Origin of the sequence: Enterobacter soli, from assembly GCF_964208575.1 — a bacterium.
Classification (GTDB): Bacteria; Pseudomonadota; Gammaproteobacteria; order Enterobacterales; family Enterobacteriaceae; genus Enterobacter; species Enterobacter soli_A.
Map to the genome: position 1 here is coordinate 1 of NZ_CAXOFU010000033.1, position 26,675 is coordinate 26,675.

Below are 26,675 nucleotides of genomic sequence, written 5' to 3' on the forward strand. Positions count from 1 at the left end.
CCCCTGAGGGGAGAGGGAGAACAGAATACGTTGTAGAGGAAGAACCCCATGGATGTCATTAAAAAGAAACGCTGGTGGCAAAGCGACGCGCTGAAGTGGTCAGCGATCGGTCTTTTGTGCCTGCTGGTGGGTTACCTTGTTGTTTTAATGTACGTACAGGGGGAGTACCTGTTCGCCATCATGACGCTGATTTTAAGCTCTGCTGGCCTGTATATTTTCGCCAACCGTAAAGCCTATGCCTGGCGCTATGTCTATCCGGGCGTGGCCGGGATGGGGTTATTCGTCCTCTTCCCGCTGATTTGTACGATTGCTATCGCCTTCACCAACTACAGCAGCACTAACCAGCTTGCGCAGGAACGTGCGACTCAGGTGCTGATGGATCGCTCTTATCAGGCGGGCAAAACCTTTAACTTTGGCCTCTATCCGGCGGGTGACGAGTGGAAGTTAGCACTCACTGACGGAGAGAGCGGCAAGGTCTTTATCTCCGATGCCTTCAAGTTTGGCGGCGAGCAGAAGCTGGCCTTAAAAGAGGCGGCAGCCCTGCCGGAAGGCGAACGCGCTAACCTGCGCGTGATTACCCAAAACCGTCAGGCGCTGACCCAGCTCACCGCGGTGCTGCCTGATGAAAGCAAAGTGACCATGAGCTCGCTGCGCCAGTTCTCCGGCACCCAGCCGCTGTACGCGCTGGCGGACGACGGCACGCTGACCAACAACCAGAGCGGCGTGAAGTATCGTCCGAACAACGACATCGGGTTCTATCAGTCCATCACCGCCGACGGCAAATGGGGTGATGAGAAGCTCAGCCCGGGCTATACCGTTACCATCGGCTGGGACAACTTTACCCGCGTCTTCACCGACGAAGGCATCCAGAAGCCGTTCTTCGCCATCTTCGTCTGGACGGTGGTCTTCTCGGTGCTGACCGTGATCCTGACCGTTGCCGTGGGCATGGTGCTGGCCTGTCTCGTGCAGTGGGAGTCCCTGAAGGGCAAAGCGATTTACCGCGTGCTGCTGATTCTGCCGTATGCCGTACCGTCGTTTATCTCGATTCTGATTTTCAAAGGGCTGTTTAACCAGAGCTTCGGTGAAATCAACATGATGCTGAGCGCGCTGTTCGGCATCAAGCCGGCCTGGTTCAGCGACCCGACAACCGCCCGTTCGATGATCATTATCGTCAACACCTGGCTGGGCTATCCGTACATGATGATCCTGTGCATGGGCCTGCTGAAGGCGATTCCGGACGATCTGTACGAAGCCTCGGCGATGGACGGCGCAGGCCCGTTCCAGAACTTCTTCAAGATTACGCTGCCGCTGCTCATTAAGCCGCTGACGCCGCTGATGATTGCCAGCTTCGCCTTTAACTTTAACAACTTCGTGCTGATTCAGCTGTTGACCAACGGCGGCCCTGACCGTCTTGGCACCACCACGCCGGCAGGCTATACCGACCTGCTCGTGAGCTACACCTACCGCATCGCCTTCGAAGGCGGCGGCGGTCAGGACTTCGGTCTGGCGGCAGCGATTGCCACCCTGATCTTCCTGCTGGTGGGCGCCCTGGCGATTGTGAACCTGAAAGCCACGCGTATGAAATTTGACTAACTGGAATCACCAGGCGTCATTGGCGCAGCCAGTTTGGACGCTGCCAGCGCGCAAGAACCGGAACGTACACGAAGTACGTGAGGATTCTGAGCACTGCCAGCGTTCAAAATGGCAAGCAAAATAGCCTGGAGCGGCGTTAAGGAGTAAAGAATATTATGGCTATGGTACAACCCAAATCTCAGAAGCTACGCCTCCTGGCGACGCACTTAGGTCTGCTGATTTTTATCGCGGCAATCATGTTCCCGCTGCTGATGGTTATCGCCATCTCCCTGCGTTCGGGTAACTTTGCGACCGGGAGCCTGATCCCGGATGAAATCTCCTGGGAACACTGGAAGCTGGCGCTGGGCTTCAGCGTGGAACACGCCGATGGCCGTGTCACCCCGCCGCCGTTCCCGGTGCTGCTATGGCTGTGGAACTCGGTGAAAATCGCCGGGATCACCGCGATTGGGATCGTGACGCTCTCCACCACCTGCGCCTATGCCTTTGCCCGTATGCGTTTCCCGGGCAAAGCGGCGCTGCTGAAAGGGATGCTGATTTTCCAGATGTTCCCGGCGGTGCTGTCCCTGGTGGCGCTGTACGCTCTGTTTGATCGTCTGGGCCAGTATGTTCCGTTCATCGGCCTGAACACCCACGGCGGGGTGATCTTCGCCTATCTTGGCGGTATCGCGCTGCACGTGTGGACCATCAAGGGCTATTTCGAAACCATCGACGGCTCGCTGGAAGAAGCGGCGGCGCTGGATGGCGCAACCCCGTGGCAGGCGTTCCGCCTGGTGCTGCTGCCGCTGTCCGTGCCTATCCTGGCGGTGGTCTTTATCCTGTCGTTTATCGCCGCCATCACCGAAGTGCCGGTCGCCTCGCTGCTGCTTCGCGACGTGAACAGCTACACCCTGGCGGTCGGGATGCAGCAATACCTCAACCCGCAAAACTACCTGTGGGGCGACTTTGCCGCGGCGGCCGTGCTTTCCGCCATCCCGATTACCGTGGTATTCCTGCTGGCCCAGCGCTGGCTGGTTAACGGCCTGACGGCAGGCGGTGTTAAAGGTTAAGTTTCAACGTGTTATGCCACTGCAACCCTCAACTTTGACGTATTGTATTGAACCATCTTGTGACTGTTATTTGGCGGCCTTCGGGCCGCCCTTTTTTTATTCGCGTTTCAGCCGCTTCGAGTTGCACAGCCAGAGCGTAATCACCAGAAGCAGGATTGCCGCCGAGTAGATCAGCACGTCGAGGGGGGATTTATGATCGACGATGATCAGCCGCACAATCGCGGTGATCCCGATGTAGACAAAATAGCGCAGCGGGAAGTGAAAACCGGACTGAAAGTACTTCACTATCAGGGCGATAAATTCGAAGTAGAGAAAGTAGACCACCAGCCCTTCCACCAGCTCATATTTACTGGTTTGCTCCGGGGCAAACAGCACATCCGCCAGATGCACCGTTTCTTTGCCGAGGAAGACAATCAGGATCAGGCCAAGGCTCAACAGACCGAGGTTCAGCACGGTCTGGAGGATAGTTGAGATGAACTCAACGCGCGGACGAGTCAGGGATGTCATACAGCACCTCATTCTCCAGGGCGAGGTTCCTGTATAACGCAAAAATGTGACGTAGATCTATATTTTTTGTTTATGTTTTGAGCAAGAGAGTGGATGGCCCCTCTCCCCGGCCCTCTCCCCAAAGGGGCGAGGGGGAAAAGACAGCGCCGAGCGATCCCCTCTCCCCTTTGGGGAGAGGGTTAGGGTGAGGGGGGACAGCATCAGCGGAAGTTCACGTTCTTATCACTCGTCATGTCATACAGCTGGAACTTACGCCCAAGCTGCTGACCGCCGTCGCGGGTGAGCGGCGTCCAGCCAATCGCCGCGCGGCTGCGGGTCGCCCCGGACGAGAACAGATCCAGCGGAATCGACACGTACACGCCTTTGGTGAAGTCCCCTTCCCCGTATTCGTCCGGCGACACGTTGGTAATAGTCGCGTAACCGCCCACCACGACGCCGCTGTCGAAGTGTTTAGAGATATCCAGCGTGCCGCCCTTATCCCCCGCCAGATATTGTCCGACGCTGGCTTTCACCAGCACGTCCGGCGCAAACGACGGCGTCCAGTAGGCGGTCAGGTGACCGGTTTTGACGCTGTAGTCGGTAAACTTCATCATGTCCTGCGCGCTGCGCCAGTCGCGCTGCTTCACGTAGTTGGCATCCACGCCAAACGCCCAGTTACTGTCGACCGGACGGTAGAGCACTTCCGCGCCCGCGCCGCCGTACATGGTTTCCAGATACCCGCCGTAAACCTGGCCGTAAAAACCGTTGCCGAAGTACTGGAAGTAGTTGGCCTGCAGGTTGTTCACGTAGGCGTTGTTCTGCACGTATTCACGCACGCGGGTACGCACGCGCGGCAGCTTCGAGTCGTTCGGCGGATTGGTGTAGTTGAACTTGTCGTAGTTATTGGCGATGTTGCCGAACAGGCTGCCGGTGGTCAGCAGGTGGTCGGTAACCCACCAGTCGGCGGTCGCCATCACGCCAAGCTGATACATGTAGAAGTTTTCCGGCCCGCCGACGGACTGGTTCAGCACCGGATCGATATGGAAGTCAAAGCTCGATTTATCGATATACCAGCCCTGCTCGGTGCTCTCGGGCACTACCGGCTCCACGCGTTTCTGCAACAGCTCGGTTTCGTGTCCCAGCGGCTCCCCTTCCAGATGGCGCTTCAAGCTCGCCACGTCCGTTTCGGTTGTCACCTGCGGCAGGTTAAGGCGGTTTTCGGTGATGCGGATCGTGCGTATCCCCTCCGGAAGATCGTTCATGATTATCCGGTTCGCGCGATCGATCCCCTCGCGGGAATCGCGGTATTTCACCTGCTCTCCGGTCACGTACAGGGTATCGCCTTTGGTCTGGATCTTCGGATCCGCCAGACCCGCGTTGTATTTCAGCAGCGTCAGCTGGTTCGCCACCACGGAGTGCTGGATGATCGCATCCTGCGGCTCCGGCTGGTATTTTGGCGGCGCGTTGTCGTTATAGTGCGGACGCATGTCGTTGAAGTTGGTGCGCAGCGTCACGCCAAACATCACGGTGTTACCGCGCTCGTAGCTGAGGTTAACGTCGGCCCAATCGGTGACGCGGTAAATGGCGCCGACGTTAAACTTGCTCTTCTGCTCAATCTTGCCCGCGAAGTCTTCGCTGTAGTTGTTCCCTTCGTACTCCAGCTTCAGGCGCAGCGGCTGCCACGGAGTCTGGTACTCGACGCCGCCGAACAGCGAGGCCGGGCCGTGGAACATCTGGTCGCCGTTAATGGAGCCGGCTTTCTGGTAGCTGTTGTCGCGATAGCAGTATTTGTCGCTGTAGGAACAGAACGGGTTTTTGACGTTGCCGCTGGTGCCGAGATATCCCCAGCCGAGGCCCAGCGAGAAGTCGAACGGCCCCCAGGCCTTGCTGGCCACCAGGTATTCGGCATCAAACAGCCCCGTACCGCCGATATCGCGCGCGCCAACGGACACCTGCGGCATCCAGTAGCTCTCCTCCCACAGGCGCAGCTTCACGTCGAAGGCTTTATCTTTGTAGGTCTGGTCGCCGGAGAAGGCCTCCACGCTGCTGTATTTTTTGGTACGCACGTCGGTGTAGCGCAGGGTGGTTTCGAGCCACGGGAAAAGCTGCACGGATGCGGAATAGTAGCGGTACTGGTCGTTATCGCGGTAGTTGAGGCTCAGCTCCCCCTCGCGCGCCATGCGGGCGGTTGGGGTTTGCAGTAAACCGACGCCGCCAAAGTCTGATTGCGACGGGCCGATGGGCGCCGGATAGGTTTCTGCATGGCACGCGGCGCTGACGCACAGTGCCAACATGCTGTAAAGATAGGTTCTTTTCATTAATCCGGTATCCGCTGCATCAGGGTATGAAGGATATCGGCGTTGAGTCCGTCATAAGCCTTCGTCCAGAAGTGGTCGGCAAAACCGACAAAAATCACGCTGCCGGGCATGGGTTCTACGTGGCGTTTGTTCCAGTAGGCCACCGGCGCTTTTTGCGTGCGGCCGTCCGGGTAGAGCACCCAGGCGTAGCTGTTGTCCGCGCCGCTGAGCAGGCTTTGCTCGTCGAGATAGCTCGCCACGTCGCGTCCCGACGTGAACGGCTTATCGCCCGGGCTGCTGATAAGCCCCATCACGGTGACGGTTGTCGGCTGGGTGGGAAGCCAGAGGCTGTATTCCCCTTGGAGCGTCGGGTTGCCGTTTTCCGCGACCCGCACCTTGTCCGGATCGAGGTTTACCTTCTGCCGCCCGGTCACCTTCAGCCCCTGCAGCTGCTGGCGAACGCTGTTGATCGCCGCGGCGTCGTCGCCGTCTTCCTGCTCTGCCAGACCGGTCAGGCGGGCGAGCAGCGCGCGCTGCTGTTGTTCTGCCGCCACCGTGGCCTGACGCTCGCTGATCACCGCGCCCGGCCACCAGCTGTTTGCCAGCCGGGGCTGGCCGACCAGATCGAGCAGATGTTCGGCGTTGGTGAGGGTTTTCGGCTTAGCTTCGCCCGGCATATAGACCTTTACCGTCCCTGCCGACCACGCCAGGGGCGACGTCAGGCTGGCGATCAACGCGATACGGAGGAGAGTTTTCATTGTTTCGCCGCCTTGATCAGGGTGGTTTTCACCGGGAAGAAACCCGCGCCAAGGTACTGAAGCGACTGACGGATTTGCCCTTCATCATCCACCCAGAAGCGGTTGTGCCAGGTCGCCTGCTCGGTGGTAACTTCTTCATCCAGCACGCGAACCTGCGTACTGTCGCTGCCCACGCTGACGCTGTCGGTGCCGTCCCAGCGGAAGACGGAACGGGCGGTGGCGTAACGCACCTGCTTGTGCTCCGTCCAGCCCATAGTGCGCGTCCAGCTTGCGCCGTCGGTGATTTGATTCGGTTTAATCAGCGGGTCTGCCGCGAGATTGTTCACCTCAAGCAGGTTGTCGCCGCCGAGCAAGGTTTTGACGAGGCGACCGTGCTGCGTCACGAGGGTGGCCTGATCCTGCGTCACCCATTTCTGCTGCCCGTTTTCATCGAAAGCGAGCACCACAAACAGCTGCGGGCCATCGTTTAGCTGCATGTACTGGCTGGCATACGGCATATTCTGGATATCGTCATCGGTCAGGTGGACGCCTGGCGTACCGAACATGCTGTCCCACAATGAATGGCCCAGCCCTTTGATGGTGGCTGAACAGGCCTGCAGAAGCAGGCAAATCAGAATGATTCCAGGTCGCTTCACGACTCTTCTCCGCATATTGCCGGGACAGGTTTCGCTTATCCGGCCTACAGGTCCCGCAGGATCCTGAAAATCCAGAATAACCACACCGAAGTGTGGTTATGTTTAAAACACCCGGTATTACTGGGTGCTGGTCGTTGTGGTGGTCGTGGTTCCGGTATTGGAGCCATCACCGCCACCGGTTGCCGCCAGCGCGACACCCACTGCTGAACTTACGGTGCTGGTGCTGGCTGCGGTAGAACTCCCCGCAGACGCAGACGTCGCTGCCGACCCTGCTGCTTCCCCGACCTGAACCGGAGCCGCATAGACAGATGTCGCCGCAAGCGCAGATATGGCAAAAATGCCACACAGTATTTTCTTCATAACAATTTCCCTTCATTGAATGAATGGAGGTTTGCCCGAAAAGAAATTCGAGCGAAATCGAGTATACACAACTAAAGCAGAGGGATTGCCGTGTGGCTAAATAGAGGAAGGGTTTTCGGATAAATGGATATTAATGAAATATAAGAATAATTTAACTAATATAAAATACTCTAAATTCAGTCCCTTATAATATAATCTGAATTATTCAATCTCCGTATAATCCTAAAATAAACCGCAGCAATTAGCGGGTTAATCCGGTTTTTCAGATTAAACTCAGAACAAGAATTTGAGTTAAATAACAGACATCAGGAATTATCCGATAAAAAAATGCCGGCATTTAGCCGGCATTTTTCATCACATATTAATTATCCGCGCCAGGCTTTATAACGGTTAATCAAACCGTTGGTCGAGCTGTCGTGGCTATTAATCGCTTTGTCGTCACCCAGCTCAGGCAGAATGCGGTTTGCCAGCTGTTTGCCCAGCTCAACGCCCCACTGGTCAAAGGTAAAGATGTTCAGGATTGCGCCCTGGGTGAAGATTTTATGCTCGTACAGGGCAATCAGCGCACCCAGGCTGAACGGCGTGATTTCGCGCAGCAGGATGGAGTTGGTTGGACGGTTACCTTCGAACACTTTGAACGGCACAACGTGGTCCAGCGTCGCCGGATCTTTGCCCTGGTCACGGTATTCCTGCTCAACCACCTCGCGGGACTTACCAAACGCCAGCGCTTCGGTCTGGGCGAAGAAGTTGGACAGCAGCTTCGGATGGTGATCGGAGAGCGGGTTGTGGGTAATGGCTGGCGCGATGAAATCGCACGGAACCATTTTGGTGCCCTGGTGGATCAGCTGATAGAACGCGTGCTGACCGTTGGTGCCCGGCTCGCCCCAGATGATTGGGCCGGTCTGGTAATCCACCGCGTTGCCGTTACGGTCAACGTATTTACCGTTGGATTCCATGTTGCCCTGCTGGAAGTACGCCGCGAAACGGTGCATGTACTGGTCGTACGGCAGGATCGCTTCGGTTTCAGCGCCGAAGAAGTTGTTGTACCAGATACCAATCAGCGCCAGCAGCACCGGCAGGTTTTTCTCAGGCGCGGTGGTGGAGAAGTGTTTATCCATCGCGTGCGCGCCGGAGAGCAGCTCAACGAAGTTGTCGAAGCCCACGGAGAGAATAATGGACAGGCCAATCGCCGACCACAGCGAGTAACGACCGCCAACCCAGTCCCAGAACTCGAACATGTTCGCCGTGTCGATGCCGAACTCGCCAACCGCTTTACCGTTGGTGGACAGCGCCGCGAAGTGTTTCGCCACGTGCTTGTTATCGCCCGCGGTTTTCAGGAACCAGTCGCGCGCGCTGTGGGCGTTGGTCATGGTTTCCTGAGTGGTGAAGGTTTTAGACGCCACCAGGAACAGGGTGGTTTCCGGGTTCACGTTCTTCAGCACTTCGGCGATGTGGGTGCCATCAACGTTAGAAACAAAGTGCATGTTGAGGTGGTTTTTGTACGGGCGCAGCGCTTCGGTCACCATGAACGGGCCGAGGTCAGAACCGCCGATACCGATGTTCACCACGTCAGTGATGGCTTTGCCGGTGTAGCCTTTCCAGCTCCCGGAGATGATCGCTTCGGAGAAGGCTTTCATCTTTTCCAGCACCGCGTTCACTTCCGGCATCACGTCTTTGCCGTCAACGATGATTGGAGTATTGCTACGGTTACGCAGGGCCACGTGCAGCACGGCACGGTCTTCGGTGCGGTTGATCTTCTCGCCCGAGAACATGGACTTAATCGCGTCGGCCAGCTCGGTCTCTTTCGCCAGATCCTGCAGTTTCGCCAGCGTCTCTTCGGTAATGCGGTTTTTGGAGAAATCCACCAGCATCAGGTCGTCGAAGGTCGCGGAGAATTTGTTGAAACGATCGCCATCTTTCGCGAACAGATCCGCGATAGTGACGTCTTTCATTTCATCGTAGTGTTTCTGGAGTGCCTGCCAGGCAGCAGTCTGCGTTGGGTTGATGTTTTTCATTAGCAATACTCTTCTGATTTGAGAATTGTGACTGCGGTCGATTGTAGCGCCTGCGAACAAAAATTGTGATGGTTTTTATGCCATTGCCCTGGCCTGCATCAATCGCGGGTAAAAAGACCCAAAAAGTATAGTTGCTAAACCCCGTCCCCGAAGGGGATGAATGTCGTTCAGAATGTCCTGATCTGCAGCATAAAATAATGGCTTGTTATAAGTACTGTTACTGAGGGGGGCACCCCCATGAAAAATCCGCATAATCCCAGCATTGACAGGACCTCCCCCGCATTTTATTTATAGGGCCGTATTTTGCGCCTGCACCTGTTTTCGTTTCATTCTTGTGCCATGGTCGCTTTATTCATTCCCTGACACGAGGTTGTTATGACGAGTTTTGTGGTCGCTAAATTTGGCGGCACCAGTGTGGCTGATTACGATGCCATGAACCGCAGCGCCGATGTGGTGCTGGCCGATCCGAATACCCGCCTGGTGGTGCTGTCTGCATCGGCTGGCGTGACGAACCTGCTGGTTTCTCTGTCTGAAGGACTGGAAGCGACAGAACGTTTCGTGAAGCTGGATGCGCTGCGCAAAATTCAGTTCGACATCCTCGAACGCATGCAGAACCCGAATGTGATCCGCGAGGAAGTCGAGCGTCTGCTCGAAAATATCACCACGTTGGCAGAAGCCGCGTCTCTGGCGACCTCGACCGCCCTGACCGATGAACTGGTCAGCCACGGCGAACTGATGTCTACCCTGCTGTTTGTTGAGATCCTGCGCGAACGTAGCGTTCAGGCGCAGTGGTTTGACGTGCGCAAAATCATGCGCACCAGCGACCGCTTCGGCCGTGCCGAGCCGGACATCGAGGCGCTGGCGGAACTGACCGGCCAGCAGCTGGCCCCGCGCCTGGAAGAAGGCATTGTGATTACCCAGGGCTTTATCGGCAGCGAGGCCAAAGGCCGCACCACGACGCTGGGCCGTGGCGGCAGCGATTACACCGCGGCGCTGCTGGGCGAAGCGCTGCACGCCACCCGCGTGGACATCTGGACCGACGTGCCGGGCATCTACACCACCGACCCGCGCGTGGTGTCTGCGGCAAAACGCATTGACGTGATTGCCTTCGAAGAAGCGGCAGAAATGGCGACCTTCGGCGCGAAAGTGCTGCATCCGGCAACCCTGCTGCCTGCGGTGCGCAGCGATATTCCGGTCTTCGTAGGCTCCAGCAAAGATCCTAAAGCGGGCGGCACGCTGGTGTGCAAGAAAACCGAAAACCCGCCGCTGTTCCGCGCGCTGGCCCTGCGCCGTCGTCAGACGCTGGTTACGCTGCACAGCCACAACATGCTGCACTCCCGCGGTTTCCTGGCGGAAGTGTTTGGCATTCTGGCGCGCCACAACATCTCCGTGGATCTGATCACTACCTCTGAAGTGAGTATCGCCCTGACGCTGGATACCACCGGCTCCACCTCTACCGGCGATACCCTGCTGACCCAGTCGCTGCTGATTGAGCTCTCCGAGCTGTGCCGCGTGGAAGTGGAAGAGGATCTGGCGCTGGTGGCTATCATCGGCAACAAGCTGTCGCGCGCCTGCGGCGTCGGCAAAGAGGTCTTCGGCGTGCTCGACCCGTTCAATATCCGCATGATTTGCTACGGTGCGTCCAGCTATAACCTCTGCTTCCTGGTCCCTGCCGAACAGGCGGAGCAGGTGGTGCAGAAACTTCATCAGAATTTGTTTGAATAAAATTCGTTAGCACGTTAAACAATATCGATAAGCCGGGCACAGACCCGGCTTTTTTATAACTAAACAACACGACAATACTGCAAGGAAATCATTATGTTATCCTCTATCACGCGGCTGTTCCCGTTATGGGCGCTGCTGCTCTCCGTACTCGCGTATTACACCCCCTCCCACTTCACGGGCATCGGCCCCTGGGTCACCACGCTGCTGATGCTGATTATGCTCGGCATGGGCGTACACCTGAAAATTGACGACTTCAAACGCGTGCTGTCGCGCCCCGCGCCGGTGGCGGCCGGCATTTTCCTGCACTATCTGGTGATGCCGCTCGCCGCCTGGCTGCTGGCGATGGCGTTTAAGATGCCGCCGGATCTCTCCGCCGGGATGGTGCTGGTCGGCAGCGTCGCCAGCGGCACGGCGTCCAACGTGATGATCTATCTGGCGAAAGGCGACGTGGCGCTTTCAGTGACCATCTCTTCCGTCTCCACGCTGGTGGGCGTGGTGGCCACGCCGCTGCTCACCCGCCTGTACGTGGACGCCCATATTCAGGTCGACGTGATGGGCATGCTGCTGAGCATTCTGCAAATCGTGGTGATCCCGATTGCGCTGGGGCTGGTGATTCACCACCTGTTCCCGCGCGTGGTGAAGGCAATTGAGCCCTACCTGCCCGCCTTTTCGATGGTCTGCATTCTGGCCATCATCAGCGCCGTGGTCGCGGGCTCCGCGTCGCACATTGCGTCCGTGGGCTTTGTGGTGATTATCGCGGTGGTGCTGCACAACACCATTGGTCTGCTGGGCGGCTACTGGGGCGGGAAGCTGTTCGGCTTTGATGAATCCACCTGCCGCACGCTGGCCATTGAAGTGGGAATGCAGAACTCCGGCCTGGCGGCAGCGCTGGGTAAAATCTACTTCTCACCGCTGGCCGCGCTGCCGGGGGCGCTGTTCTCCGTCTGGCATAACCTGTCCGGCTCGCTGCTGGCGGGCTACTGGTCCGGTAAACCTATTGAAGAACAAGCGAAAAAAGATGCGGTGAAGCAGGGTTAATTGGCGGCACTTGCTTTACACTGGAGCCTCTTCCAGAGGAGGCTTCAGTGATGGCTACACCACGATTGACCCAGAAAGATATGACGGAAGCCGAGCAGCGCGAACTGAAAACGCTTCTCGACCGCGCCCGCATCGCACACGGCCGCACGCTGACCAACGCCGAAACCAATCAGGTTAAAAAAGAGTACATCGATAAGCTGATGGCGCAGCGCGACGCGGCGGCGAAGAAAGCCCGCAAGCTGAAAAAAGAGCAGGCTTATAAACCCGATGCAGAGTCGACCTTTTCCTGGTCGGCAAATACCTCTACCCGTGGAAGGCGCTAATCAGCGCCCTTTCTTTTTGCGGCCCGGCTGGGTAAAGCGCTTGCCGTTTCCCGGCTTGCCGCGACCTTTGTCTTCGGTTGCCGGCGCTTTCACCACCGGACGCTTAATCGCCTGGGTTTTCGGCTTTGCTTTGGCTTTTGGCTTCGCCTCGGAGGACGAGTTTTCGATGAGCTTGAACAGCTCGATCAGTTCGTCATCCGTTAAATCACGCCATTCCCCCAGCGGAATACCGGACAGGCTGACGTTCATGATGCGGGTACGTTCCAGCTTCGTCACCTCATAGCCGAAGTGTTCGCACATGCGGCGGATCTGACGGTTAAGCCCCTGCACCAGCGTAATGCGGAACGCAAACGGCGCCTCTTTCTTCACCTTACACTTCTTCGTGACGGTGCCCAGAATCGGCACGCCCGCGCCCATTCCGCGGATAAACTCATCCGTGACCGGCTTGTTGACCGTCACCACGTACTCTTTCTCGTGGTCGTTCCCGGCACGCAGGATCTTGTTCACCAGGTCGCCGTGGTTGGTGAGGAAAATCAGCCCCTGAGAGTCTTTATCCAGGCGACCAATCGGGAAGATGCGGCTGCTGTGGTTAACGAAATCCACGATGTTGTCGCGCTCGCCATCTTCCGTGGTGCTTACGATACCAACCGGTTTGTTCAACGCGATAAACACCAGGTCTTCAGCATCACGCGGTTCGATGACCTGACCATTGACCTTCACCACATCGCCAGGCACAACCTGGTCGCCGATGGTGGCGCGTTTGCCGTTAAGAAACACGTTACCTTGTTCAATGTAACGGTCAGCCTCGCGACGTGAGCAAATCCCGCTCTCGCTAATGTATTTGTTTAATCGGGTTGATTGAGTTGGCAGCATAGTTTCTCCTGTGAAGGCGAAAATATACCTTACCTTGCAGCTGACGAAAAAGCCTTAGTAGCCATTGATAAGAAAATCGAGCGCATCCCGTAAAGATGCCCTTTTATCGGTGAGATCGGCAACGCGCTCGCCGATTTCTTTTGCAGAAATGCCGGACATCATATGCATCATCACCACGCAGGGTTTCCCTGCAATTTGCACAACAGGGCAGACCTTTGCGGGTGGATGGCTGCCAGCCAGTTTTTCCAGCTCGATGACAGGCGCCACCAGCACATGCTTTAGAACATTTGCCACAGGATGCTGCATGTTAATGAGCCAGGGATAGACTTTCTTCCCTGCTCCTGCATTTTCGTAGGCACAAAATTGTTCCATCAAAACGACCTCTGAAAATCGCTGAACGAACCGTTTTCATCTACCCACTGATTAACAGCCTCTATCGCCGACTTATTTTCTTCCAGCCAGGCGGCACGCTGATATTCACGAAACTTCTCCTGCAACGCTTCCGTTAATACTGCTGAAAGATTGATTTTGAGCCTGCGGGCTTCTTCGAGGATCGCAGGATCTAGCGAGACATTGACCGACTTTTTAACGCCTTTAGCAGCGCGCATGACAACCCCCATTGGAATGCGCATGAATTGGCGAAGTGTAGCGTAATAAACAAGCATGATCTATTCCCTCTAAAAAGTAAGGCCTTAAGCCTAATCCGCTTTTCAAAAGGGAGCACGCCTCGCAAAGCTGTTTTGCGAGGCGCTTTCAGAGATTAATAATCATCCCGCTCGTCATCTTCATCCGGCTGCTCCATCACGCTGTACGCCACGGAGCAGAACAGCGAGTTAAGGCGTTTCATGTCCCCCAGCAGCCCCAGGTGCAGGGAGCTGGTCTCAATGCTTTGCACGTTTTGCTGGTGCAGGCGCTCAACGTGCGCGTGCGAGTAGCGGCGGTTAAGAATACGGAAGCGATGCTTGTTGCGGCGCAAGCGTCGGGCGCTCGGCACGTCGCTGGAGAAGAACACGGACATCGCCAGCTTGAGGTTGCTCACCAGCTGCTCGTGCAGCGCTTCCAGCTCTTTCAGCCCTTCGCCGGAGAAGGCCCGACGCGCGGCCAGCGATTTATCGGCGATCTCGCTGCCCATGCGCTCCACGATATCGGAGGCCTGCTCGAGGTTCAGGGACATCTCGATGATTTCCGCCCAGCGCCGGGACTCCTCTTCCGCCAGCTCATCCTGCGGCATCCGCGCCAGATACAGCTTGATGGCGGTATACAGCACGTTGATATCATCCGCCAGCCTGCGCAGCTCTTTCTCTTCGCGCGGCTCGCCGTGCATCACCTTTTGCAGGCCTTCCAGCATGGTTTCCATCGCGTCGCCCATGCGCAGCGTCTCGCGAGCCGCGTTGGCGAGCGCCAGCGCGGGCGTGTCCAGCGCGGAGGTGTCCAGATGCTTCGGCTTCAGCCGCGCGTCCAGCTCGGGCTCGTCGCGGATCAGGCGCTCGCAGAAACGGGCCATCGGCCCGGCGAAAGGCACCATTGCCAGACAGCGGATCAGGTTGTAGAAGACGTGGAAATAGATCACCAGCTCGGCGTCCGACAGCGGCAGCTTGTGCATGACATCGGCCAGCAGATGAACGAACGGCAGGATAATCAGGCTACCCACCAGCTTGAACAGCAGGCTGCCCAGCGCCACCCGGCGCGCGGCGGCGTTGGCGGCGCTGTTGTTGAGCATCGCCAGCAGGCCGGAGCCGAGGTTAGCACCAATCACCAGGCACAGCGCCACCGGGAAGGAGATCGCGCCCGCGCTGGCGAGCGTGGCGGTTAACAGCACCGCGGCCAGGCTGGAGTAGCTGATAATGGCGAAGACCGCGCCGATCAGCGCGTCCAGCATGATATCGCCCGTCAGCGAGGCGAAAATCACCTGCACGCCGTTCGCCTGGGTAATCGGCGTCACCGCCTGCACGATCAGCTCCAGCGCCAGCAGAATCAGGCCGAGGCCAATTCCCACGCGTCCGAGCTGCCCGGCGCGGGTCTGCTTGCGGCCGAGGAAGAAAATCACGCCGATAAAAATCAGCAGCGGCGACAGCCAGGAGAGATCGAAGGTCAGGACTCGCGCCATCAGCGCGGTCCCCACGTCGGCACCGAGCACAATCACCAGCGCAGGCGTCAGCGCCACCAGATCCTGCGCCACAAACGAGGTGACCAGCATGGTGGTGGCGTTACTGCTTTGCACCAGCGCGGTTACGCCGATGCCCGCGCAGAAGGCGAGCGGTTTTTTCTCCACGCTACGGCTCAATACGGCGCGCAGGCGTGCGCCGTAAACGCGCATGACGCCCGTTCGGACAATGTGTGTGCCCCAGACCAGCAGCGCCACGGCAGAAAGCAGATGCAACAACGTCAGCACGGAAGTGGGTTCTCCTTATCGTTATTCGTTTTATGATTCAGTATAAAGGTTTAAACGTAATAAAGAGACAGGGCGCTCAATGAGCGCCCTGTTTGTTTTAGTAAAGTTGACGTTAATCCGCGTCGTAGCCCAGATTCGGCGCCAGCCAGCGCTCCACTTCCGACACGCTCATGCCTTTACGCAGGGCGTAATCCTCAATCTGATCCCGCTGCAGCTGCGCCACGGCGAAGTACTTGCTGTCCGGATGGCTGAAGTACCAGCCGGAAACGGACGCCCCCGGCCACATGGCGAAGGACTCGGTCAGCTTCATGCCGGTATGCGCTTCGACATCCAGAAGTTCCCAGATGGTGCCCTTCTCGGTATGTTCCGGACACGCCGGATACCCCGGCGCCGGACGGATGCCCTGGTAGTTCTCGCGGATCAGATCCTCGTTGCTGAGGTTTTCGTTCGCCGCGTAGCCCCAGTGCACCTTGCGCACGCGCTCGTGCAGATACTCCGCAAAAGCTTCCGCCAGACGGTCGGCGATGGCTTTCACCATGATCTTGTTGTAGTCATCGTGCTGCGCTTCGAAGGCGTCCGCCAGCGCGTCCTCTTCCAGACCGCCCGTTACGGCAAATGCGCCAAGGTAGTCCGCTTTGCCGCTGAGCTTCGGCGCAACGAAATCGGCCAGACAGTAGTTGGCAAAGCCCACTTTTTCGGTTTGCTGGCGCAGGTGGCGGCTCACCGCCAGCACGTGGGTGCGGGTTTCATCGCGATAGATTTCGATGTCGTCCCCCACGCGGTTCGCCGGGAACAGCCCCACCACGCCGCGTGGGTTCAGGGTTTTCTCGGCGCTCAGCCTGTCGAGCATATCGTTGGCGTCTTTGAACAGGCGCTTCGCCTCTTCGCCTACCACCTCATCTTCAAGGATGCGCGGATATTTACCCGCCAGCGACCAGGTCATAAAGAACGGCGTCCAGTCGATGTAATTACGCAGCGTTTCGATGCTGGCCGTCACGTCCTGCACGCCCAGACGGTGCGCCACCGGCGGCGTATAGCTCGACCAGTCAAACGCCAGATCGTTATCACGCGCCGCCTGGAGCGTCACCGGCGGGGTGCGCGGCTTCTTGCGGGCGTGCTGAATGCGCACGGTTTCGTACTCTTTACGGGTACGCGCCACAAAGTCGTCGCGCTGGGTGTCGGAGAGCAGCGCGGAAACCACGCCGACGGTGCGCGAGGCGTTCTGCACGTACACCGTCGGGCCGCTGTAGTTCTGCTCGATTTTCACCGCCGTGTGCGCTTTCGAGGTCGTCGCGCCGCCAATCAGCAGCGGAATGGTAAAGCCCTGACGCTCCATCTCTTTGGCCACGTTGACCATCTCGTCCAGCGACGGGGTAATCAGCCCGGAAAGGCCAATCAGGTCGGCATTCACTTCGCGCGCGGTTTTGAGGATTTTATCCGCAGGCACCATCACGCCAAGGTCGATAATTTCGTAGTTATTGCACTGCAGCACCACGCCGACGATGTTCTTGCCGATGTCGTGGACGTCGCCCTTCACGGTGGCAATCACCATTTTGCCGTTGCTGGAGCCCTTCTCTTTGCTGGCTTCAATAAACGGCTCAAGGTAGGCCACCGCCTGCTTCATCACGCGCGCGGACTTCACCACCTGCGGCAGGAACATTTTGCCCTCGCCGAACAGGTCGCCCACCACGTTCATGCCGTCCATCAGCGGGCCTTCAATCACTTCAATTGGGCGGGAGGCCTGCTGGCGCGCCTCTTCGGTGTCGAGTTCAATAAATTCGGTGATGCCTTTGACCAGCGAATATTCCAGACGCTTTTTCACGTCCCACGAACGCCACTCGGCCTGCTGCACGTTTGCCGCCTCGTCCGACTTGCTGCCGCGGTATTTTTCCGCCAGATCCAGCATCCGCTCGGTGGCATCATCGCGACGGTTAAGAATGACGTCTTCCACCGCGTCGCGCAGCTCCGCAGGCAGGTCGTCGTAAATCGCCAGCTGCCCGGCGTTGACAATCCCCATGTCCATGCCGTTGCGGATGGCGTAGTAGAGGAACACGGCGTGAATCGCTTCGCGTACCGGGTCGTTACCGCGGAACGAGAACGACACGTTCGACACGCCGCCGGAGATCAGCGCGTGCGGCAGCTCGCGCTTAATGTCTTCGCAGGCGCCGATAAAGTCCTGGGCGTAGTTGTTGTGCTCTTCAATCCCGGTCGCCACCGCGAAGATATTCGGGTCGAAAATGATATCTTCCGGCGGGAAGCCGACCTCTTCGGTCAGAATTTTGTACGCCCGGCGGCAAATCTCAATTTTGCGCTCGCGGGTATCGGCCTGGCCCACTTCGTCAAAGGCCATCACCACCACCGCCGCGCCGTAACGGCGGACCCGCTTCGCGTGGTGGATAAAGATATCAACGCCCTCTTTCATCGAGATGGAGTTAACGATGCCTTTACCCTGAATGCACTTCAGCCCTTTTTCGATAACCTCCCACTTGGAGGAGTCGATCATGATTGGCACGCGGGCAATATCCGGCTCGCCGGCAATCAGGTTGAGGAAACGCACCATCGCCGCTTCGGCGTCGAGCATCCCCTCGTCCATGTTGATATCGATAATCTGCGCGCCGCTTTCCACCTGCTGACGCGCCACGTCCAGCGCTTCGCTGTACTTCTCTTCTTTGATCAGGCGCTTGAACTTTGCGGAACCGGTAACGTTGGTACGTTCACCCACGTTCACAAACAGGCTGTCGTCGCCGATGGTCAGCGGCTCAAGGCCGGACAGGCGACAGGCCACAGGAAGATCGGGCAATTTACGCGGCGGCAGGCCGGCAACGGCATGGCTCATCGCGGCGATATGCTCCGGCGTGGTGCCGCAGCAGCCGCCAACGATGTTCAGGAAGCCGGACTCGGCCCACTCGCGGATTTGCGCCGCCATGGTGTCGGCATCCAGATCGTATTCCCCGAAGGCGTTCGGCAGACCGGCGTTCGGGTGGGCGGTGACGTAGCACTCGGCAATGCGCGACAGCTCCTGAACGTACTGGCGCAGCTCGTCCGGCCCCAGGGCACAGTTCAGGCCGAAGGAGAGCGCGTCGGCGTGGCGCAGGGAGTTGTAAAACGCTTCGGTAGTCTGGCCGGAGAGGGTACGACCCGAGGCGTCGGTGATGGTGCCGGAAATCATGATCGGCAGATCGACGCCCAGCGCCTCGAACTCCTCTTTCACCGCGTAAATGGCGGCTTTGGCGTTGAGGGTGTCGAACACGGTTTCAATCAGGATCAGGTCGGAACCGCCTTCCACCAGCGCTTTGGTGGATTCACGGTAGGCGGCCACCAGCTGATCGAAGGTAATGTTGCGAAACGCGGGGTCGTTCACGTCCGGTGAGATGGACGCGGTGCGGTTGGTCGGGCCAAGCACCCCGGCAACGTAGCGCGGTTTGTCCGGCGTGCGGGCCGTCCATTCGTCGGCGCAGGCGCGGGCGAGCTTCGCCGCTTCAAAGTTGATCTCCGCCGACAGGGATTCCATCTGGTAATCCGCCATGGCGATGGTTGTCGAGTTAAAGGTGTTGGTTTCAACGATATCCGCGCCCGCTTCGAAGTAGGCGTTGTGGATATCCTTAATCACGGACGGCTTGCTGAGCACCAGCAGGTCGTTGTTGCCTTTCAGATCGCACGGCCAGTCGGCGAAACGCTCGCCGCGGAAATCGTCTTCACTCAGACGATAGCCCTGGATCATGGTGCCCATGCCGCCGTCCAGCACCAGAATTCGTTCATTTAACTGCGCACGCAGTTGCTCTACTTTGCTGCTCACACTTGCTCCCGACAACGCTCAACATGGCCAAAAAGGCTGCGTTCCATACTGGCATAATCTCGCTGGGTGGAAAAGTGACACGGCGGTAACATGAGACATGTTCACTATCACTCCTCCGATCAGTCAGCAAAGCGGTTGCAAATTCACCAAATAAAACGAAAATGATTTCCACGATACAGAAAAAGGAGTTCGTCATGGTCGCAACCGTTCCCGCTAAACGCGGCAGAAAACCTGCTGCAACCACAGCCGCACCGCAGGGTGGACAGGTTCAGTCGCTGACCCGCGGCCTGAAGCTGCTGGAATGGATAGCCGAGTCGCACAGCAGCGTGGCCCTGACGGAGCTGGCCCAGCAGGCCGGCCTGCCGAACTCCACCACCCATCGCCTGTTAACCACCATGCAGCAGCTGGGCTTTGTGCGTCAGGTGGGCGAGCTGGGACACTGGGCGGTGGGCGCGCACGCGTTCATCGTCGGCAGCAGCTTTCTGCAAAGCCGCAACCTGCTGGCAATTGTGCATCCTATTCTGCGCAAGCTGATGGAAGATTCCGGCGAGACCGTCAACCTGGCGGTGCTGGACCAAAGCGACCATCAGGCCATCATCATCGACCAGGTGCAGTGTACGCAGCTGATGCGTATGTCCGCGCCCATCGGCGGCAAGCTGCCAATGCACGCCTCCGGGGCGGGCAAAGCGTTTCTGTCGCAGCTGAGCGAGGAGCAGGTGACCGGCCTGCTGCACCGCAAGGGGCTGCACGCCTACACCCACGCCACGCTGGTTTCCCCTGTCCATCTGAAAGAAGACCTGGCGCTGACCCGTAAGCGCGGCTATTCGTTTGATGATGAAGAACACGCCCTGGGCCTGCGCTGCCTGGCGGCCTGTATCTTTGACGAGCACCGCGAGCCGTTTGCCGCGATTTCTATCTCCGGGCCGATTTCGCGCATGACGGACGATCGCGTAACCGAGCTGGGGGCGCTGGTGATCAAGGCGGCGAAAGAGGTGACGCTGGCGTACGGTGGGATTCGTTAAGCTGGGTTTGCCGGGTGGCGGCTACGCCTTACCCGGCCTACATTCGGACCGTAGGCCCGGTAAGCGCAGCGCCACCGGGCGTTAAACCGCAAATCTGATACAAAACCGCTGCTTGCGCCGGTAAGCATACACATCCTCCACGTGCCCGTTTTTAATCCGCGTTTGCAGGCCGCGCCAGTAGCTCGCGCGGAACAGATCGTCATGCATCTCTTCAAACAGCGGCCCGATGCGCGGGTCGGCGCACAGCCAGTGGCGAAACTCCTCCGGGAACACATCTCCCGGCGACACGCTGTACCACGGCTCGCCGGACAGCTCGTCTTCCGGGTAGCGCGGCGGCGGTATGTCGCGGAAATTCACCTCGGTCATGTAGCAAATCTCATCGTAATCGTAGAACACCACCCGACCGTGGCGGGTAACGCCGAAGTTCTTAAACAGCATATCGCCGGGGAAGATATTGGCCGCGGCAAGCTGGCGGATGGCATTACCGTACTCCTCGATGGCATCGCGCAGCGCCTGACCGTCGGACTGCTCCAGCCAGATATTCAGCGGCACCATCCGGCGTTCGATATACAGGTGGCTAATCGCGATTTTATCCCCAAGATCGGTGATTTTCCCCGGCGCTTCCTGCATGAGTAGCGCCATCAGCGCCGGGTCGATCTGCTGCTTCTCCAGCACGAAGTTTTCAAACTCCTGGGTATCCGCCATGCGCCCGACGCGATCGTGCTCCTTAACCAGCTGATAGCAGGCGCGGACGTGGGCGGCGGTCATCTCTTTCTGCGGCGCGAATTTATCCTTGATGACCTTAAACACCCGGTCAAAACCCGGCAGCGTGAAGACCAGCATCACCATGCCGCGAATGCCGGGCGCTTCGATAAACTGCTCGTCCGCGCTGGCGATGTAGTGCAGATACTCGCGATAGCTTTCCGTTTTGGCGTGCTTTTGACAGCCAATCGCCATGTACAGCTCGGCGGTGGTTTTGCCCGGCAGGATCTCGCGCAGCCACTCAACCAGAGCCGCAGGCAGCGGCGCGTAAACCATGAAGTAGGAGCGGGCGAAGCCAAACACGATGCTGGCCTCGGCGCCGGTCGTCAGGCAGGTATCAACAAACAGCTCGCCCTCATCGGTGCGGTGAACGGGTAGCAGGAAGGGCACGATGGCCCCTGGCGCGATCAGTTTGCCTACCAGCCACGCCGCTTTATTGCGATAAAACAGCTCGTTAGCCACCTGCAAATGGCTGTGCCTGAGCGTCTCTTCGCCGAAGGTTTCGGTGAGATGGGCAATGATGTAGCCAATATCCCGGGATTTATTCTGCCAGGGCAGGCGCAGCGGCAAATCGGTTAGCACCCGATGCAGCAAGGGTTCCCAGCCGCTGTCGGGGTAAAAATCTTTCGCCAGCGGGCGCGGGATGGTGCGAAAGCGGCGCTCGGGCTGAGAGCTGAAGATAAATAACCGCTCGGGAGATAGCGAGCGGTGGTCAAATAACCGGCAATAGACGGAGTTGAAGAAGCTCTCCGCAATCTCGAAGCGAGGGTAATCGGGTAATAAACGGGTGTAGTGCTCCTTCACGCGCAGCAGAAACGCGGCGTCAGGGCTTTTGCCGTCGGTGATACAGCGCAGCTGCTCCACCACCAGACCGACGTGGTGATCGTAGAGGTGGATACGCTGCTTCATGGCCTGCTGAACGGCGTGCCAGTCCGCGTGCTCAAAGCGCTGCTGGGCACCGGAGGTGACTTCCAGAAAACGACCATACTGGGCGTCAAACCCTTGCAGAATGGTTTGTGCAATCAGTAATTCCAGACCACGCGTCATAGGCATCCCCCAACCCTCACCCCGGCCCTCTCCCCGCAGGGGAGAGGGAGATTACAGATCCGCACCAGACCGTCCCCTCTCCCTTTCGGGGAGAGGGTTAGGGTGAGGGGGAAAAAATCAGAACTGTGCTTCTTCGGTTGACCCCGTCAACGCGGTAACCGAGGAAGCGCCGCCCTGAATAATGGTGGTCACTTTGTCGAAGTAGCCAGTCCCCACTTCCTGCTGGTGAGAAACGAAGGTATAGCCCTCTTTACCGGCTTCAAACTCCGGCTGTTGCACCTTCTCAACGTAGTGCTTCATGCCCTCACCCTGCGCGTAAGCGTGCGCCAGGTCGAACATGTTGAACCACATGCTGTGGATCCCCGCCAGGGTGATGAACTGGTACTTGTAGCCCATGTCCGACAGCTGCTGCTGGAAGCTGGCGATGGTTTTATCGTCCAGATTCTTCTGCCAGTTGAAGGACGGCGAACAGTTATAGGCCAGCAGCTTGCCCGGGTATTTCGCGTGGATCGCATCGGCAAAGCGTTTCGCCAGCGCCAGGTCCGGCGTCGAGGTTTCACACCACACCAGGTCGGCATAAGGCGCATACGCCAGGCCGCGGCTGATCGCCTGTTCAATACCCGCATGGGTACGGTAGAACCCTTCGCTGGTGCGCTCGCCGGTGATGAACTCGCTGTCGTACGGATCGCAGTCCGAAGTGATCAGGTCAGCCGCGTCGGCATCGGTACGGGCAATCACCAGGGTTGGCACGCCGAGCACGTCAGCGGCCAGACGCGCGGCAACCAGCTTCTGAATCGCTTCCTGAGTCGGCACCAGCACCTTGCCGCCCATGTGTCCGCATTTTTTCACCGACGCCAGCTGATCTTCGAAGTGAACCGCCGCTGCACCGGCCTCAATCATCGATTTCATCAGCTCGAACGCGTTCAGCACGCCGCCAAAACCGGCTTCGGCATCCGCGACGATCGGCAGGAAATAATCCACAAAGCGCGGATCGCCCGGTTCGATACCCGCAGACCACTGGATCTGATCGGCGCGGCGGAAGGTGTTGTTGATCCGATCCACCACCGACGGCACGGAGTTTGCCGGATAGAGCGACTGGTCCGGGTACATGCTTGACGCCAGGTTCGCGTCCGCCGCCACCTGCCAGCCCGATAAATAAATGGCCTCGATACCAGCTTTCGCCTGCTGCAGCGCCTGGCCGCCGGTCAGCGCCCCGAGGCTGTTGATGTAGCCTTTTTTCGACTCACCGTGCAGCAGACGCCACATCTTCGCCGCGCCGTTCTGCGCGAGCGTGCATTCCGGGTTCACCGAGCCGCGTAATTTAACCACTTCCTCTGCGCTGTACGGGCGGCGGATGCCTTCCCAGCGCGGTTGAGTCCACTCTTTTTGTAATTCTTCGATTTGTTGGGTACGGGTTTTCATGTGCAGATGCTCCATATTGTTATGTGGTGGATTACGCCAGCAGGCGGTAGCCCGGCAGGGTGAGGAAGTCGATTAATTCGTCTGACGTTGTGATCTGCTCCATCAGGCGCGCGGCATCGTCAAAGCGGCCGCTGCTGAAGCGGTGTTCGCCCAGCTCGTCCTGGATCACCCGCATCTCTTCGGCCAGCATCTGGCGGAACAGTGATTTGGTCACCTCTTTGCCGTTGCTGAGTTTTTTCTGATGGTGGATCCACTGCCAGATAGAGGTACGGGAGATCTCCGCGGTGGCGGCGTCTTCCATCAGGCCGTAGATAGGCACGCAGCCGTTACCGGAGATCCAGGCTTCGATGTACTGCACGGCGACGCGGATATTGGCACGCATCCCCTCTTCGGTACGCTCGCCCTCGCAGGGTGCCAGCAGCTGCTCTGCCGCCGTAGGGGAATCCTCTTCACGGGTCACAAACAGCTGATTTTTGTTATCGCCCAGCACGCGGTTGAAGACTTCCATCGCCGTATCCGCCAGCCCCGGGTGCGCAATCCACGTCCCGTCGTGACCGTTACGCGCTTCCAGCTCTTTGTCCGCTTTCACTTTGTTGAGCACCTGGTTGTTGCGCTCGGCGTCTTTGCTTGGGATAAACGCCGCCATACCGCCCATCGCGAAGGCACCGCGCTTGTGGCAGGTCTTGATCAGGAGGCGCGAGTAGGCGCTGAGGAACGGCTTGTCCATGGTGACAACCTGACGATCCGGCAGCACGCGGTCGGGATGATTTTTCAGGGTTTTGATATAGCTGAAGATGTAATCCCAGCGCCCGCAGTTCAGGCCAACGATGTGGTCGCGCAGGGCGTGGAGAATTTCGTGCATCTGGAATACCGCCGGCAGCGTTTCAATCAGCAGCGTGGCCTTGATGGTGCCGCGCGGCAGGCTGAAGCGATCTTCTGCGTAGCTGAACACTTCACTCCACCATGCCGCCTCCTGCCAGGACTGGGTTTTCGGCAGATAGAAATACGGGCCGCTGCCTTTCGCCAGCAGGGTTTTGTGGTTGTGGAAGAAGTACAGGGCGAAGTCGAACAGGCTGCCCGGAATCACGTCCCCGCGCCAGGTCACGTGCTTTTCAGGCAGATGCAGACCGCGGACGCGGCAAATCAGTACGGCCGGGTCGGGCTTCAGCTGGTAGATTTTTCCGGCGTCGTTGGTATAGCTGATGGTGCCGTTCACGGCATCGCGCAGGTTAATTTGCCCGTCGATGACTTTGCGCCAGTCCGGCGCGAGAGAATCCTCAAAGTCCGCCATAAAGACTTTGACGTTAGCGTTCATGGCGTTAATGACCATCTTGCGCTCTACCGGGCCGGTGATCTCCACGCGGCGATCCTGCAAATCTTCAGGAATACCGCGGATTTTCCAGTCGCCATTTCTTATGGAAGCGGTTTCCGAAATAAAGCCAGGCAAGTTTCCGTTATCAATTTCCTGCTGTTGATGAATACGCGCGCTCAGCAGCTTGTTGCGCTTTGGCGTAAAGCGAATCACCAGCTCGGTCAGGAATTCGACCGCCTCTGCGGTCAAGATTTGCTGCTCTTGCTCGCCATACGGCTGATTAAAGGCCAGTTCATCGGCCGTGGTTGCCTGTTCAGTCATTATTCTGCTCCTCATCAAAGATCCAAAAACACGCTCCCCGATGCGAACGAAAGATCGTTGTGTAGTTTTCGTTCAGCAGAATTAAGACTATCTATAAATTTTCTAAAATCAAAAACAATTTCCATTTTAATTTAAAAATAGAAATAACATATTGATTACAATGCATTTAAAGTTTTATTCATTGTTGAGTTTGATTTCGGAAATAAAAAAGGCACCCGAAGGTGCCCGTGATGAGATGCTGAAACGCTTTAGGATCCTTTAACGCAGACGATTACTCCAGCGTCGGATTCATGTGACGCAGATCGTATGGCGTGATCTGGTAGACGTAATAGTTAAGCCAGTTGGTAAACAGCAGATTTCCGTGGCTGCGCCAGGTGGCTCTCGGCTTGTTGTTGGGATCGTTTTTCGGGAAATAGTTGTACGGAACGTCCGGATTGAGCCCGGCCTCAACGTCGCGGAAAAACTCTGACGCCAGAGTGTGGGGATCGTATTCCGGATGCCCGGTTACAAAGGCGATGCGCTTGTCTTTGCTGGCAAACAGATAGGCGTCGCCATCCTCCGTTTCCGCCAGGATCTCCAGATCGGTGTAATCACGAATAAGCTGCGCCGGGAAATCGGCATAGCGGGAGTGCGGAGCCAGGAAAGAATCATCAAACCCGCGGGTCAGCAGGGCATGAGGATGAAGAATGTGGTGTTCATAGACGCCAGAGAGCTTTTCGGTGCGGGTTTGCTTGGGGATGCCATAAAGGATATTCAGCGCGGCCTGTACCGCCCAACAGACAAACAGCGTAGAGGTAACGTGATCTTTTGCCCACTCCAGCACCTGCTGGATCTGCGGCCAGTAGGCCACGTCATTAAATTCCACAAGGCCCAGCGGCGCACCGGTGACGATCAGTCCATCGAAGTTCTCGTTTCGGATGTCTTCGAAGTTACAGTAGAAGTTATTGAGATGCTCAGAAGGCGTGTTGCGCGACTCGCGGGCGTCAATGCGCAGCAGCTGGATATCAACCTGAAGTGGGGAGTTCGACAGCAGACGCAGAAACTGATTCTCCGTTTCGATCTTTTTCGGCATCAGATTGAGAATAAGCACCTTCAGCGGGCGAATTTCCTGACCTGTAGCACGCGAAGCCGTCATAACGAAGACGTTTTCTTCACGTAAGAAATTGACGGCTGGTAGCTCGTCCTGCACCCGAATCGGCATAACCTTAAATCCTCACAACATACGTATAAACGTTTAGACATCCAGACAGCTAACGATACCCAGAATTGACCTGAATGTCGAGCCTGCAAGCAGAAGGTGAGAAAGTTTCAAGGAGATGTGTCGTGCTGGTAGCGCTCGGTGCGTGCTGGATCTGCAGGTTTGCAGGCCGGGCGAGAAGAAGCCGCCATCCGGCATGTTTTCTTGCGCGCAAAGCAAAAAACCCCGCACCTTACGGTACGGGGTTCTTCCTG

General features: G+C 57.7%; 21 protein-coding genes. 6 read left to right on the plus strand and 15 right to left on the minus strand.

Annotated elements, in window-relative coordinates; translation table 11 throughout:
- The first annotated feature begins 48 nt into the window (after nt 1–48).
- Both malF and malG read left to right on the plus strand, forming a co-directional pair.
- Nucleotides 49–1,593, plus strand: a complete 1,545-nt coding sequence (gene malF / locus AB6V08_RS22045; protein ID WP_368544920.1) for a maltose ABC transporter permease MalF — start codon at nt 49–51, stop codon at nt 1,591–1,593.
- A 155-nt stretch (nt 1,594–1,748) separates the two neighbouring features.
- Nucleotides 1,749–2,639, plus strand: a complete 891-nt coding sequence (malG, locus tag AB6V08_RS22050) for a maltose ABC transporter permease MalG (protein WP_368544921.1) — start codon at nt 1,749–1,751, stop codon at nt 2,637–2,639.
- Between the two features lie 96 nt (nt 2,640–2,735).
- On the opposite strand, the gene psiE is transcribed toward malG, so the two are convergent.
- From psiE to pgi, 6 genes are all read right to left on the minus strand, one after another.
- Entirely contained in the window at nt 2,736–3,146 is a 411-nt protein-coding gene (gene psiE / locus AB6V08_RS22055; RefSeq protein WP_368544922.1) for a phosphate-starvation-inducible protein PsiE, read from the minus strand.
- 200 nt (nt 3,147–3,346) lie between these two features.
- Nucleotides 3,347–5,443: a YjbH domain-containing protein gene (locus AB6V08_RS22060; RefSeq protein ID WP_368544923.1), complete on the minus strand. Its 2,097-nt coding sequence runs from the start codon at nt 5,441–5,443 to the stop codon at nt 3,347–3,349.
- Nucleotides 5,443–6,180 carry a capsule biosynthesis GfcC family protein gene (locus tag AB6V08_RS22065; RefSeq protein WP_368544924.1) on the minus strand — a complete coding sequence of 246 codons (738 nt, stop codon included), beginning with the start codon at nt 6,178–6,180 and terminating at the stop codon, nt 5,443–5,445. Before AB6V08_RS22065 ends, AB6V08_RS22060 begins: the two co-directional genes overlap by 1 nt.
- A complete protein-coding gene (locus tag AB6V08_RS22070; protein ID WP_368544925.1) occupies nt 6,177–6,815 on the minus strand; it encodes a YjbF family lipoprotein in 639 nt (212 codons plus the stop codon). The genes AB6V08_RS22065 and AB6V08_RS22070 overlap by 4 nt, the downstream gene beginning before the upstream one ends.
- A gap of 117 nt (nt 6,816–6,932) precedes the next feature.
- Nucleotides 6,933–7,175, minus strand: a complete 243-nt coding sequence (gene yjbE / locus AB6V08_RS22075) for an exopolysaccharide production protein YjbE (protein ID WP_368544926.1) — start codon at nt 7,173–7,175, stop codon at nt 6,933–6,935.
- Between the two features lie 365 nt (nt 7,176–7,540).
- A complete protein-coding gene (pgi, locus tag AB6V08_RS22080; protein WP_368544927.1) occupies nt 7,541–9,190 on the minus strand; it encodes a glucose-6-phosphate isomerase in 1,650 nt (549 codons plus the stop codon).
- Nucleotides 9,191–9,565: 375 nt separating this feature from the next.
- Here pgi and lysC point away from each other — a divergent pair, with 375 nt between their 5' ends.
- The 3 genes from lysC (at nt 9,566) to AB6V08_RS22095 (ending at nt 12,276) form a co-directional block, all read left to right on the plus strand.
- On the plus strand, nt 9,566–10,915 hold the full coding sequence (lysC, locus tag AB6V08_RS22085; RefSeq protein WP_368544928.1) for a lysine-sensitive aspartokinase 3: 1,350 nt from the start codon (nt 9,566–9,568) through the stop codon (nt 10,913–10,915).
- Nucleotides 10,916–11,008: 93 nt separating this feature from the next.
- On the plus strand, nt 11,009–11,953 hold the full coding sequence (panS, locus tag AB6V08_RS22090) for a ketopantoate/pantoate/pantothenate transporter PanS (RefSeq protein WP_368544929.1): 945 nt from the start codon (nt 11,009–11,011) through the stop codon (nt 11,951–11,953).
- Nucleotides 11,954–12,003: 50 nt separating this feature from the next.
- Complete coding sequence (locus tag AB6V08_RS22095) at nt 12,004–12,276, plus strand: DUF3811 domain-containing protein (protein WP_368544930.1); 273 nt, start codon at nt 12,004–12,006, stop codon at nt 12,274–12,276.
- Here the strand turns inward: AB6V08_RS22095 and rluF are convergent, their stop codons facing one another.
- The 5 genes from rluF to metH form a co-directional block, all read right to left on the minus strand.
- Nucleotides 12,277–13,149: a 23S rRNA pseudouridine(2604) synthase RluF gene (gene rluF, locus AB6V08_RS22100; protein ID WP_368544931.1), complete on the minus strand. Its 873-nt coding sequence runs from the start codon at nt 13,147–13,149 to the stop codon at nt 12,277–12,279.
- Between the two features lie 54 nt (nt 13,150–13,203).
- The gene (locus AB6V08_RS22105) at nt 13,204–13,521 is read right to left on the minus strand and encodes a CcdB family protein (protein ID WP_368544932.1); all 318 of its coding nucleotides are present in this window, start codon (nt 13,519–13,521) and stop codon (nt 13,204–13,206) included.
- Complete coding sequence (locus AB6V08_RS22110; protein WP_368544933.1) at nt 13,521–13,814, minus strand: type II toxin-antitoxin system CcdA family antitoxin; 294 nt, start codon at nt 13,812–13,814, stop codon at nt 13,521–13,523. Before AB6V08_RS22110 ends, AB6V08_RS22105 begins: the two co-directional genes overlap by 1 nt.
- A 95-nt stretch (nt 13,815–13,909) precedes the next feature.
- Nucleotides 13,910–15,541 (minus strand): Na/Pi cotransporter family protein, encoded by a 1,632-nt coding sequence (locus AB6V08_RS22115; protein ID WP_368544934.1) that lies wholly within the window; start codon nt 15,539–15,541, stop codon nt 13,910–13,912.
- A gap of 112 nt (nt 15,542–15,653) precedes the next feature.
- Nucleotides 15,654–19,337: a methionine synthase gene (gene metH, locus AB6V08_RS22120; RefSeq protein ID WP_368544935.1), complete on the minus strand. Its 3,684-nt coding sequence runs from the start codon at nt 19,335–19,337 to the stop codon at nt 15,654–15,656.
- Nucleotides 19,338–19,531: 194 nt separating this feature from the next.
- On the opposite strand from metH, the gene iclR reads away from it, so the two are divergent.
- Complete coding sequence (gene iclR, locus AB6V08_RS22125; protein WP_182063269.1) at nt 19,532–20,359, plus strand: glyoxylate bypass operon transcriptional repressor IclR; 828 nt, start codon at nt 19,532–19,534, stop codon at nt 20,357–20,359.
- Between the two features lie 81 nt (nt 20,360–20,440).
- Here the strand turns inward: iclR and aceK are convergent, their stop codons facing one another.
- The 4 genes from aceK to metA all read right to left on the minus strand — a co-directional run bounded on the left by aceK (nt 20,441) and on the right by metA (nt 26,424).
- On the minus strand, nt 20,441–22,168 hold the full coding sequence (gene aceK / locus AB6V08_RS22130; RefSeq protein WP_368544939.1) for a bifunctional isocitrate dehydrogenase kinase/phosphatase: 1,728 nt from the start codon (nt 22,166–22,168) through the stop codon (nt 20,441–20,443).
- A 117-nt stretch (nt 22,169–22,285) separates the two neighbouring features.
- The gene (aceA, locus tag AB6V08_RS22135) at nt 22,286–23,590 is read right to left on the minus strand and encodes an isocitrate lyase (protein ID WP_368544936.1); all 1,305 of its coding nucleotides are present in this window, start codon (nt 23,588–23,590) and stop codon (nt 22,286–22,288) included.
- A gap of 31 nt (nt 23,591–23,621) precedes the next feature.
- Nucleotides 23,622–25,223: a malate synthase A gene (gene aceB, locus AB6V08_RS22140; RefSeq protein ID WP_368544937.1), complete on the minus strand. Its 1,602-nt coding sequence runs from the start codon at nt 25,221–25,223 to the stop codon at nt 23,622–23,624.
- A 271-nt stretch (nt 25,224–25,494) separates the two neighbouring features.
- Nucleotides 25,495–26,424, minus strand: coding sequence for a homoserine O-acetyltransferase MetA (gene metA / locus AB6V08_RS22145; protein ID WP_368544938.1), 930 nt, complete (start codon nt 26,422–26,424; stop codon nt 25,495–25,497).
- Nucleotides 26,425–26,675: the final 251 nt, after the last annotated feature.

Coding starts and splice junctions, on each gene's coding strand:
- panS (WP_368544929.1), top strand. CDS start 11,009: ATGTTATCCTCTATCACGCGGCTGTTCCCGTTATGGGCGCTGCTGCTC.
- yjbE (WP_368544926.1), bottom strand. CDS start 7,175: ATGAAGAAAATACTGTGTGGCATTTTTGCCATATCTGCGCTTGCGGCG.
- AB6V08_RS22095 (WP_368544930.1), top strand. CDS start 12,004: ATGGCTACACCACGATTGACCCAGAAAGATATGACGGAAGCCGAGCAG.
- malF (WP_368544920.1), top strand. CDS start 49: ATGGATGTCATTAAAAAGAAACGCTGGTGGCAAAGCGACGCGCTGAAG.
- aceK (WP_368544939.1), bottom strand. CDS start 22,168: ATGACGCGTGGTCTGGAATTACTGATTGCACAAACCATTCTGCAAGGG.
- lysC (WP_368544928.1), top strand. CDS start 9,566: ATGACGAGTTTTGTGGTCGCTAAATTTGGCGGCACCAGTGTGGCTGAT.
- metA (WP_368544938.1), bottom strand. CDS start 26,424: ATGCCGATTCGGGTGCAGGACGAGCTACCAGCCGTCAATTTCTTACGT.
- rluF (WP_368544931.1), bottom strand. CDS start 13,149: ATGCTGCCAACTCAATCAACCCGATTAAACAAATACATTAGCGAGAGC.
- aceA (WP_368544936.1), bottom strand. CDS start 23,590: ATGAAAACCCGTACCCAACAAATCGAAGAATTACAAAAAGAGTGGACT.
- AB6V08_RS22105 (WP_368544932.1), bottom strand. CDS start 13,521: ATGGAACAATTTTGTGCCTACGAAAATGCAGGAGCAGGGAAGAAAGTC.
- malG (WP_368544921.1), top strand. CDS start 1,749: ATGGCTATGGTACAACCCAAATCTCAGAAGCTACGCCTCCTGGCGACG.
- aceB (WP_368544937.1), bottom strand. CDS start 25,223: ATGACTGAACAGGCAACCACGGCCGATGAACTGGCCTTTAATCAGCCG.
- AB6V08_RS22060 (WP_368544923.1), bottom strand. CDS start 5,443: ATGAAAAGAACCTATCTTTACAGCATGTTGGCACTGTGCGTCAGCGCC.
- pgi (WP_368544927.1), bottom strand. CDS start 9,190: ATGAAAAACATCAACCCAACGCAGACTGCTGCCTGGCAGGCACTCCAG.
- psiE (WP_368544922.1), bottom strand. CDS start 3,146: ATGACATCCCTGACTCGTCCGCGCGTTGAGTTCATCTCAACTATCCTC.
- iclR (WP_182063269.1), top strand. CDS start 19,532: ATGGTCGCAACCGTTCCCGCTAAACGCGGCAGAAAACCTGCTGCAACC.
- AB6V08_RS22110 (WP_368544933.1), bottom strand. CDS start 13,814: ATGCTTGTTTATTACGCTACACTTCGCCAATTCATGCGCATTCCAATG.
- AB6V08_RS22065 (WP_368544924.1), bottom strand. CDS start 6,180: ATGAAAACTCTCCTCCGTATCGCGTTGATCGCCAGCCTGACGTCGCCC.